Annotated in this window: 11 protein-coding genes and 1 pseudogene; 5 read left to right on the top strand and 7 right to left on the bottom strand. The window is 36.3% G+C overall.

From position 1 onward, the window contains the following. The 3 genes and pseudogenes from EGI31_RS13965 to EGI31_RS13955 form a co-directional block, all read left to right on the top strand. A pseudogene (locus EGI31_RS13965) lies at nucleotides 1–226 on the top strand (transposase); the annotation flags it as partial. A 35-nt stretch (nucleotides 227–261) separates the two neighbouring features. Further along, nucleotides 262–1,095: an IS3 family transposase gene (locus tag EGI31_RS13960; protein ID WP_255037445.1), complete on the top strand. Its 834-nt coding sequence runs from the start codon at nucleotides 262–264 to the stop codon at nucleotides 1,093–1,095. A gap of 133 nt (nucleotides 1,096–1,228) precedes the next feature. Next, the gene (locus tag EGI31_RS13955; protein ID WP_255037844.1) at nucleotides 1,229–1,495 is read left to right on the top strand and encodes a hypothetical protein; all 267 of its coding nucleotides are present in this window, start codon (nucleotides 1,229–1,231) and stop codon (nucleotides 1,493–1,495) included. 245 nt (nucleotides 1,496–1,740) lie between these two features. Here the strand turns inward: EGI31_RS13955 and EGI31_RS13950 are convergent, their stop codons facing one another. The 7 genes from EGI31_RS13950 to EGI31_RS13920 form a co-directional block, all read right to left on the bottom strand. Then, nucleotides 1,741–2,430 (bottom strand): hypothetical protein, encoded by a 690-nt coding sequence (locus EGI31_RS13950; RefSeq protein ID WP_255037843.1) that lies wholly within the window; start codon nucleotides 2,428–2,430, stop codon nucleotides 1,741–1,743. A 258-nt stretch (nucleotides 2,431–2,688) separates the two neighbouring features. After that, entirely contained in the window at nucleotides 2,689–3,660 is a 972-nt protein-coding gene (locus EGI31_RS13945) for a toxin-antitoxin system YwqK family antitoxin (RefSeq protein ID WP_255037842.1), read from the bottom strand. Between the two features lie 135 nt (nucleotides 3,661–3,795). Beyond that, nucleotides 3,796–4,248 (bottom strand): cupin domain-containing protein, encoded by a 453-nt coding sequence (locus EGI31_RS13940; RefSeq protein WP_255037841.1) that lies wholly within the window; start codon nucleotides 4,246–4,248, stop codon nucleotides 3,796–3,798. A 192-nt stretch (nucleotides 4,249–4,440) separates the two neighbouring features. Further along, a complete protein-coding gene (locus tag EGI31_RS13935) occupies nucleotides 4,441–4,938 on the bottom strand; it encodes a VOC family protein (RefSeq protein ID WP_255037840.1) in 498 nt (165 codons plus the stop codon). Between the two features lie 79 nt (nucleotides 4,939–5,017). After that, complete coding sequence (locus EGI31_RS13930) at nucleotides 5,018–5,833, bottom strand: AraC family transcriptional regulator (protein WP_255037839.1); 816 nt, start codon at nucleotides 5,831–5,833, stop codon at nucleotides 5,018–5,020. A 229-nt stretch (nucleotides 5,834–6,062) separates the two neighbouring features. Continuing rightward, the gene (locus tag EGI31_RS13925) at nucleotides 6,063–6,425 is read right to left on the bottom strand and encodes a hypothetical protein (RefSeq protein WP_255037838.1); all 363 of its coding nucleotides are present in this window, start codon (nucleotides 6,423–6,425) and stop codon (nucleotides 6,063–6,065) included. Between the two features lie 2 nt (nucleotides 6,426–6,427). Beyond that, on the bottom strand, nucleotides 6,428–6,727 hold the full coding sequence (locus EGI31_RS13920) for a hypothetical protein (RefSeq protein WP_255037837.1): 300 nt from the start codon (nucleotides 6,725–6,727) through the stop codon (nucleotides 6,428–6,430). A 289-nt stretch (nucleotides 6,728–7,016) separates the two neighbouring features. Here EGI31_RS13920 and EGI31_RS13915 point away from each other — a divergent pair, with 289 nt between their 5' ends. Both EGI31_RS13915 and EGI31_RS13910 read left to right on the top strand, forming a co-directional pair. Next, entirely contained in the window at nucleotides 7,017–7,157 is a 141-nt protein-coding gene (locus EGI31_RS13915; protein WP_255037836.1) for a hypothetical protein, read from the top strand. Then, nucleotides 7,154–7,342, top strand: a 189-nt coding sequence (locus tag EGI31_RS13910) for a hypothetical protein (RefSeq protein WP_255037835.1), incomplete at its 3' end; no start/stop codon positions are given. The genes EGI31_RS13915 and EGI31_RS13910, both read left to right, overlap by 4 nt.

Raw genomic sequence — 7,342 nt, 5'->3', positions numbered from 1 at the left:
TATGCCGAAAACACCTGAGCAAAGAATAATGGAGCTTGAGGCTAAGGTTAAGCTTTTAGAAAAACAAAGAGCTTATTATGAACATTTAGCCAATGTTTCAGATAAAAAAGCAATCATCTTTGATATGATGATAAATTTAGCTGAAAAAGAATATCAAATTGATATCCGAAAAAACTCCTCACCCGAACAATCGATCAATTTAGACAAGAAGAAAACCAAACCTTGAGTTTTGCCTGTCATTTGTTCGGGATTGATAGACAGGTGTATTACAGGAGTATAAAAAGAAAGGAGGTCAAGATTTTTAAAGCCGAAGTAGTTGTGGATATGATATTAGAAGTTAGAAAAACGATGCCAATGATTGGTGGCAAAAAGTTATACTATATCTTAAATAAAGAGCTACAAAGTCTTGATATTGGCAGAGATAAATTCTTTGCGATAATGAAAGCAAATCATCTTTTTATTCAGCCAAGACGCCGTTATCATGTAACTACAAACTCTAAACATCGGTTTAAAAAGCATGATAATCTAATCCTAAATATTGATATAAAAAGACCAAATCAGGTTTGGGTTTCGGATATCACTTACATTGGAAGAAGAGAGAAACCAAGGTATCTAAGCTTAGTGACCGATGCCTATTCGAAAAGAATAATGGGGTTTAATGTTGCTGATAATTTAAATGCTGAAAGTAGCGTAAAAGCTCTAAAAATGGCATTGAGAGAAAGAAAATCGAAGGGATTGCCATTAATACACCATTCCGATAGAGGTCTGCAATATTGTTCAAATATATATCAAGAGATATTATCAAAACACAAAGTTTTATGCAGTATGACACAAAACTCAGACCCATATGAAAATGCAGTAGCGGAAAGAATAAATGGTATTTTAAAACAAGAATTTAAAATTGACCAGTACGATTTAGAGCTAGAAGAAATAGGAAAATTGGTCAAAGAGTCTGTTCATACATATAACCATAAAAGACCTCATATTTCTAATTACTTACTAACACCTCATGAAATGCATCAACAGTCCGAAATAAAAATGAAAACATATAAATCAAAAAAAAACAGTAGTAACATTGATGCTACTACTGTCTAAAGATTGTATTTTTAACTTTTAAAAAACCTGTATCATTATTTCAGGACGTTACAAAAAAAGAATTTTTAAACTAATGTTTTCTTATTCTGCCATTTGCTAAATTGCAGAGCTATTGAAAAAAATATCAAAACCCATGTCAGAAATTAAAGATTATTCTAAACTGTCTCTTGAGGAGCTTGTAGCAGAACAAAAGAAAATAAAGAAACAGCAAATGTACACCGCTGGACTTATAGGCATGCTGGTTGGTGTGATTGTTTATGGCTTGGTAATCAATGGTTTTGGGTGGCTTTATATTGGTATTTCTGTATTTATGATTTACATCATCAACAGCGGTTCTAAAAAACTGAAACTGCATCAGGAGCTTATAAAAGCGGAGATTTCTAAGAAAAGTGCTGCTTGATTGGCACGCAGATGCCTATTGGCAACACTAATCTTCGCTGATTTGGTCTCAATAAAAGTAAATCCGTGCATATCCGTGCTCCGAAGGATCCGTGTTATCCGCGTGCCATTATACCTTGCATAATCAGGTTTAAATCTAGCTATAGATTACATCCTCGATCTATCGAATCAAAATTTAAATTAAATCCGTGAAAATCCGTGCTCCGAAGGATCCGTGTTATCCGCGTGCCATTACACCCCATATAATCAACAAATAAGGAGTAAACGGGTGGTTTTTTCTCTTGGAGCACGATGAACGCAAGGTAGAACTTTACTTTCGGGATGATCTATCGCCAAACGCCACAAATGACCCAAACCCAGGCTGGTTGGTTGGGCCCCAGGTTTTACTTCATAGTGGAGGTCAAAGAAGTTCTCAGTTAAAAAAGCATCAAATCCGTCGGCTTTTCCATCGTAGAGCTTTTGAAGCTCCATGCGGATTTCGGGAATAGTGATCTTTTGAGTGGCTTCGGAATTGGGAATGATTTCGCTCGGATCGCCGTAATAAGTGCACAAAATAGTATCGGTAGGTACGGGAGAACGGTCGACATGGAAGGAGTAAACGTCTGTTGGAAAGAAAGGGTAGGAGTCGTCTTCTTCGTAATGTTTGATAATGTTCAGGACTGGGTCCGCACCGTATGCTGTCAAAAGGCGTAAGTCACTCAGGAGCAATTCTCTAGCAAGTTGGGCATCCTCGCTTAAGTCGAGTTCGAGCAAATCATCTTCTTCAATTATCGTTATATTCTCACTTTGCTCTAGTTTTCTAATGATTTCCACAAAATCACCCTGTAATTCACGATTCCAACAAATGGCATTTTTGTTTCCACGAAAAGGTGTACTTACAAATTCCTCAAAATTTGAAACTTCAAGAATTTGGGATTTAGCATCAGATGAAATCATATTGATAAGCGAATTTGAGATACTAGTTGATTTAGAAACTCAAAATTAGGCTAAAAATATTACTTTGGTGCGGAGAACCAGTTTGGGATACAAGAAAAGGCTCAGGAATAATACTTAAGGCTTGGTTTTGAGCCTTTTTGTTTAAGTTCCAGATGCACTCTTGGGAAATGAAATCCTTCGGGATTTTAGGCTATTTAATCCTCTAACTTCGGCGAATTTGATTAAATGTTTCAATAACCATTCAAACCTTGGTTGTTTCTATTTTCTTTGTAAATTCTGATTAATCACATAGTGAAGGTACAAATCAATATCAGTTTGTTCATAATAAATCCATGGTGGCATTAAACTCAAGGCTTCTTTTATCTTTATATCGATTAGCTTCATTTGTAGATTAGAAAATTCAATATTTTTGATCTTTGAAGCAGGATTGGTGACTGCCAAGAAGGTAAGTTCCAAATGATTATCAGGTACTTCCCCCGTGAATAAGTTACTATTGAAAGTTACCTCGTTGTCTGCTGTAATTTTAAAGGAAACCTTATATTTCTGATATAAGTAGGTGTCCCAAAAGTTATCAGGAACTTCAACGAGCTCAATAAACATATAATTTGCAAAAGAATATCCTCCAATCGGTTGGGACTTGGACGAATATGTTTTATCAGGCGAAAACAAGATAAACCATTCTTCGGTATTGTAGTTTTGAACCACTTCACTGTTCTTATGGAGGGGGGCAGTGTCCTTTAACAGGTGTTTTTTAGCGTTAAAATCATACACAATAACAGGTTTTTTTCCTTTTTTATCATTGATTGTCCATGTTTCAATTGGTTTATTATTATCAAAATTCCCTTCACAAAGAATTCTTGCTTTATCGGTGTAATAAATCCATTTGCCAATTTTCTTACCCTTCTCAAATTGTCCTATTAACTTAGGCTGGCCCTTTGTATCAAACATTTCGACATTTCCGTGGAGTAATCCATTGTCATAATTTATTTTACGAATCAATTTGCCTTTTCGGCTATAGGTTATCCACGCTCCATTTTTCAATCCATTTACGAATTCTCCTTTTTCAATCAATATTCCGTTGCATTTACGTTCAAAATGTCCGTGCAGTTTGGGAGTAATTTTGTCAATTTTATCTATACAATTGCAATGTTCATGTTCTTCAGTGCGTTGTCCGAACGAAATATTCACTGTTAGCACTACAGTAAATACACCTAAAAATAGTCTTATCATTTGATGTTATGAGTTTATGTTTTTTTTAATTGTTGGCAATGAACCAGTCTTTTTGATGTCTGGATTGATAATTCGATTGACTCAAATATCGTGCAAAAGTTCAAAAAAATTGAAACGTTAACTTTTAGCGTCTTGTTAATTCGATTTTGGCGGTTGGATGTTATCTCCTATTTTTTTTGACCCATTGTCTTCAAACCATTTCACTATAGAAGGCATATTTCTTTCGAAGCCTCCGGGAATAAAAAAGTTAAGAAGCCCGCATTTCTCATTGGTTCTGTTTGCGAAGTCGTGAACTGTTTTGGCAGGTATTCTAAGGAAAGTTCCTTTCTCGACGTCAACCCATTTGTCACCTACGAGAATGGATGCCTTACCTTCAATACCATAAAACACTTCGTCGTTATCTTCGTGTTGGTGAGCCCCCGGGCCTTCTGAGTTGGGTTCAAGCCACCACTCCGAAATACTGTATTTGTTTGCGGTTTCATTTTCATCTGCCTTGAAGACTGCTGTCATGGTTCCGCAGTTGTAAACTCTTCCTTCTCCTGGTCGAAAAAAGAGGGTGTCCGTTTCTTTGTGTTTATGTTCCATCATTTAATGTTACGCTTTTACAATTGCTTGATAAAAAACTGTTTCCAGGATATAGCGTCATTCCTATTAGCCAAGTATATACTTGCCAAAGTGTGCTTTATATCCTACATGAAAATTGAAATCAAATATACACAAAAAGCGTCAAGAGAGGTAGAAAACCTCGCCTGACGCCAACCATGTTAAGTATATATGCTATTAGTTTGGTGAATTAAGGGCCATCTTATTTCCTTCAGAGTCGAGGAATACTGCAAAGTACCCACTTCCATCTGCATGAGCTGTTTTAGGCATTATGACCTGTCCACCATTTTTCTCTACTTTGTCAAGAACTACCTGAAGGTTTTCTCCTGCGTTTAGGTACACGGTTACGCCGTCGGCCGATGGCTTATATCCGTCAGCCTGAATAATTACGCCTGTTACCACTTGTCCTTCGTAAGGCAAAACACCCATTTGCATGCCTTCAACATCCATTTTGTCTATTTTGATGTCTAACAAGGCCTCGTAAAAATTAATAGCTCTTGAAATATCCGTAGCAGGAATTTCAAACATTGAAATGTAACTTTTCATATTTTTTTGTTTTGAATTTTCTACGGTTTCTTTGGTAGAGGCTTCAGCGTTCGTCTTGTCCGAGTGCTTGCAAGAAACAAAACTGATTACCAAAACCATTGAAGCTAAAACTATTCTTTTGATTGCCATTACTTTGATATTTTAAATTCATTGGCAAAGTTATGGACCCTCGAGAGGCCGGAATAGTAGAAATGCGACACTTCAAAACTTATTTGTAGAATAGTGCAGATAAGGCCATGTGCTCACTGTCTAAAAACTCCTTTGGCGTGACTCCAACTAGGTCTTTAAAATCTTTTATAAAGTGATTTTGGTCGAAATATTGACTTTCGTAAGCTATTTCAGTGAGTGTTTCTAATTTTTTGTTGAGTAACAAATTCAAGGTTGCTTGAAGACGAATAGCTTTGCTTAACTGCTTTGGGCTAATACCAATTTGCTTTCTAAAATGCCTTTCTAGTTGTCTTCTTTTTGAAATGCCCTCTGTCAAAAGAAGATTAATTGGTGTGGTTCCGTTTGTTTTGAGAAGAGCATCAACAGTGGCTTTAACGATGTGGCTAATGGTTTTCTTTTCATTAAGTTTTTTCAGAAGAAAGGCTTCAATAGTTGCTACTCTCTCTTCAGTAGCATTAGCCCGAATCATTTGTTGTTCTAATTCCTTAGCTTCTTCTTGCCCGAAAAGTTCTGAAATAGGTGTTTCCTTGTCAACCAAGTTCTCCAGAGGCATTGTCACGAAGTTTGCAAACCCAATTGAATAGAAACAGATGGCGAAAGTATCAACTTTTCCGGTAGGCAAAATGTCAAATGATTTAGTTCTCTGTCCCATCACCATTGCATTGGGATGAAGGATAAAGTCGGTTTCAGAGATGAACCTTTTAATATTGTCACCAAAATTGAAAGTCATTTCTATACAGCCGTCAGGCACGATTTTTTGCTTTTGATTTTTAGGGTCGAAGGGTACTTCTAAGGTCCAATAAAATTTGACTATGGATTCTAAGTCTTTATGTGGGTTGTATGTCTGATAGTTCATTTACTTTGGGTGTTTCATAGAGTGACTTATAACGAAAAAGGCTAGGCGTTTGTTGGGAATTAGTATTCCGTCTGCCCATAACTGAAGCCCAATAATTGCAATATTGCTGATGTTTTATTCATAAGCCAAATTTATAACGTCAAGCCCGAACTGAAGTACAATAAAGAACAAATGCTGAGGCAATATTCGTCAAGCCTCAATAATGCCAAACCTAATGTTGGCAGTAGTTTTAGTCTTCTCGTAATTGAGCTTGCCAAAATATTTGTCCATTCTCTTCGCTGCAAATTCCAATTCCACATTTGCCTGAATCGTCATAGTTAAGAAAATATTTAATAGTCTTATTTTCTACAAAGTCCGCTAAGTATTTTGAAGAATTTAGCATTAGTCGAAACAAGTCTTTAATTTCATTGAGCTCTATTAGTGATTGTCTTTTAGTAAGATTTTCAAAATGAATGTAATTTGTCCAACCAATCACAACCAATTCTCTATTCTCTTTTAAATTAAACGTCAAGTCACCAACTTTTAAAAATTGATTGTCTTGCAAGAGTTGCTTTACATTTTCTAAAATTGTCAAAATATCTTCGTCGGTCATAATTAGTCAAATGTTATGCTGCCATAAATTAAAGGCTCTTTTATTTCTCTACTTTCATCAATTAAACTTCCGTCTATCATAACTGAATAATGCTGTGTCAATGATTTGAAAGTGTCGCCTAGTTCGTGTGGTGAAAGTTCAATCAAGTCACTTGTCAATTGGTTGCCTGAAATTGTATTTGAAAGTTTAACAATTAGTTTGTTTCCACCTCTGTCAAAAATTATTTTTCCTAATAAATTTCCTTTGTCCCAAGTTGTAGGTTCGTGAACTATAATTCTAACTCCTGTTCCTCTAAGTGACATAAGTTTTAGGATGTGTCAAAAAATTACTGCCAACGGAAAAATGTTTGCGAAGGGCGAGATTAAATAGCACTTTCCTTGCCCTACGCACAAAGTTTATAGAAAGTACAAAAGCCTAAATTAGCACGTTTGCTCGCCTTTTCGCAAACATAATGTGTGTGCCCAGTATGGACATCGAGTACGAAAGTACAAATAAACTCTAGAAGGTGCAAGTCGAAAAGACTGAGTCCTTTACATGCTAGTTGGTAAAGTGTGTTAGTAAGTCGCAAGCTGGTTTCTCGTGAGGGATGCAGTGAAGAAAGCGAGACTACAAAATTCGGTACTGACGTACAGAAACGGAATAAGAGGCTATGATAGGTGGATAAGTATGCACATCAATACAAAGTCCGTGGCCAACAAACCTATCAGAGTAGATTTCGCAGGCATCGAATGAAAGAGTATGTTCTTACCTGGGGAGGTCTTCACAACCACGAGTGGTTAAGTGAAGAAGCAGTGAAGAAAGCGAGACTACAAAATTCGGTACTGACGTACAGAAACGGAATAAGAGGCTATGATAGGTGGATAAGTATGCACATCAATACAAAGTCCGTGGCCAACAAACCTATCAGAGTAGATTTC

The organism is Lacihabitans soyangensis (assembly GCF_024343775.1).
Lineage (GTDB): Bacteria > Bacteroidota > Bacteroidia > Cytophagales > Spirosomataceae > Leadbetterella > Leadbetterella soyangensis.
Note: the sequence above shows the minus strand (reverse complement) of the source record. Positions and strands in the feature narration are given on the sequence as shown.

What these genes read in the sequence shown, in the direction of transcription:
- EGI31_RS13935 (WP_255037840.1), bottom strand. Translation starts at nt 4,938, where the DNA reads ATGGCAATCAAAAGAATAGTTTTAGCTTCAATGGTTTTGGTAATCAGT.
- EGI31_RS13950 (WP_255037843.1), bottom strand. Translation starts at nt 2,430, where the DNA reads ATGATTTCATCTGATGCTAAATCCCAAATTCTTGAAGTTTCAAATTTT.
- EGI31_RS13930 (WP_255037839.1), bottom strand. Translation starts at nt 5,833, where the DNA reads ATGAACTATCAGACATACAACCCACATAAAGACTTAGAATCCATAGTC.
- EGI31_RS13920 (WP_255037837.1), bottom strand. Translation starts at nt 6,727, where the DNA reads ATGTCACTTAGAGGAACAGGAGTTAGAATTATAGTTCACGAACCTACA.
- EGI31_RS13925 (WP_255037838.1), bottom strand. Translation starts at nt 6,425, where the DNA reads ATGACCGACGAAGATATTTTGACAATTTTAGAAAATGTAAAGCAACTC.
- EGI31_RS13940 (WP_255037841.1), bottom strand. Translation starts at nt 4,248, where the DNA reads ATGATGGAACATAAACACAAAGAAACGGACACCCTCTTTTTTCGACCA.
- EGI31_RS13955 (WP_255037844.1), top strand. Translation starts at nt 1,229, where the DNA reads ATGTCAGAAATTAAAGATTATTCTAAACTGTCTCTTGAGGAGCTTGTA.
- EGI31_RS13945 (WP_255037842.1), bottom strand. Translation starts at nt 3,660, where the DNA reads ATGATAAGACTATTTTTAGGTGTATTTACTGTAGTGCTAACAGTGAAT.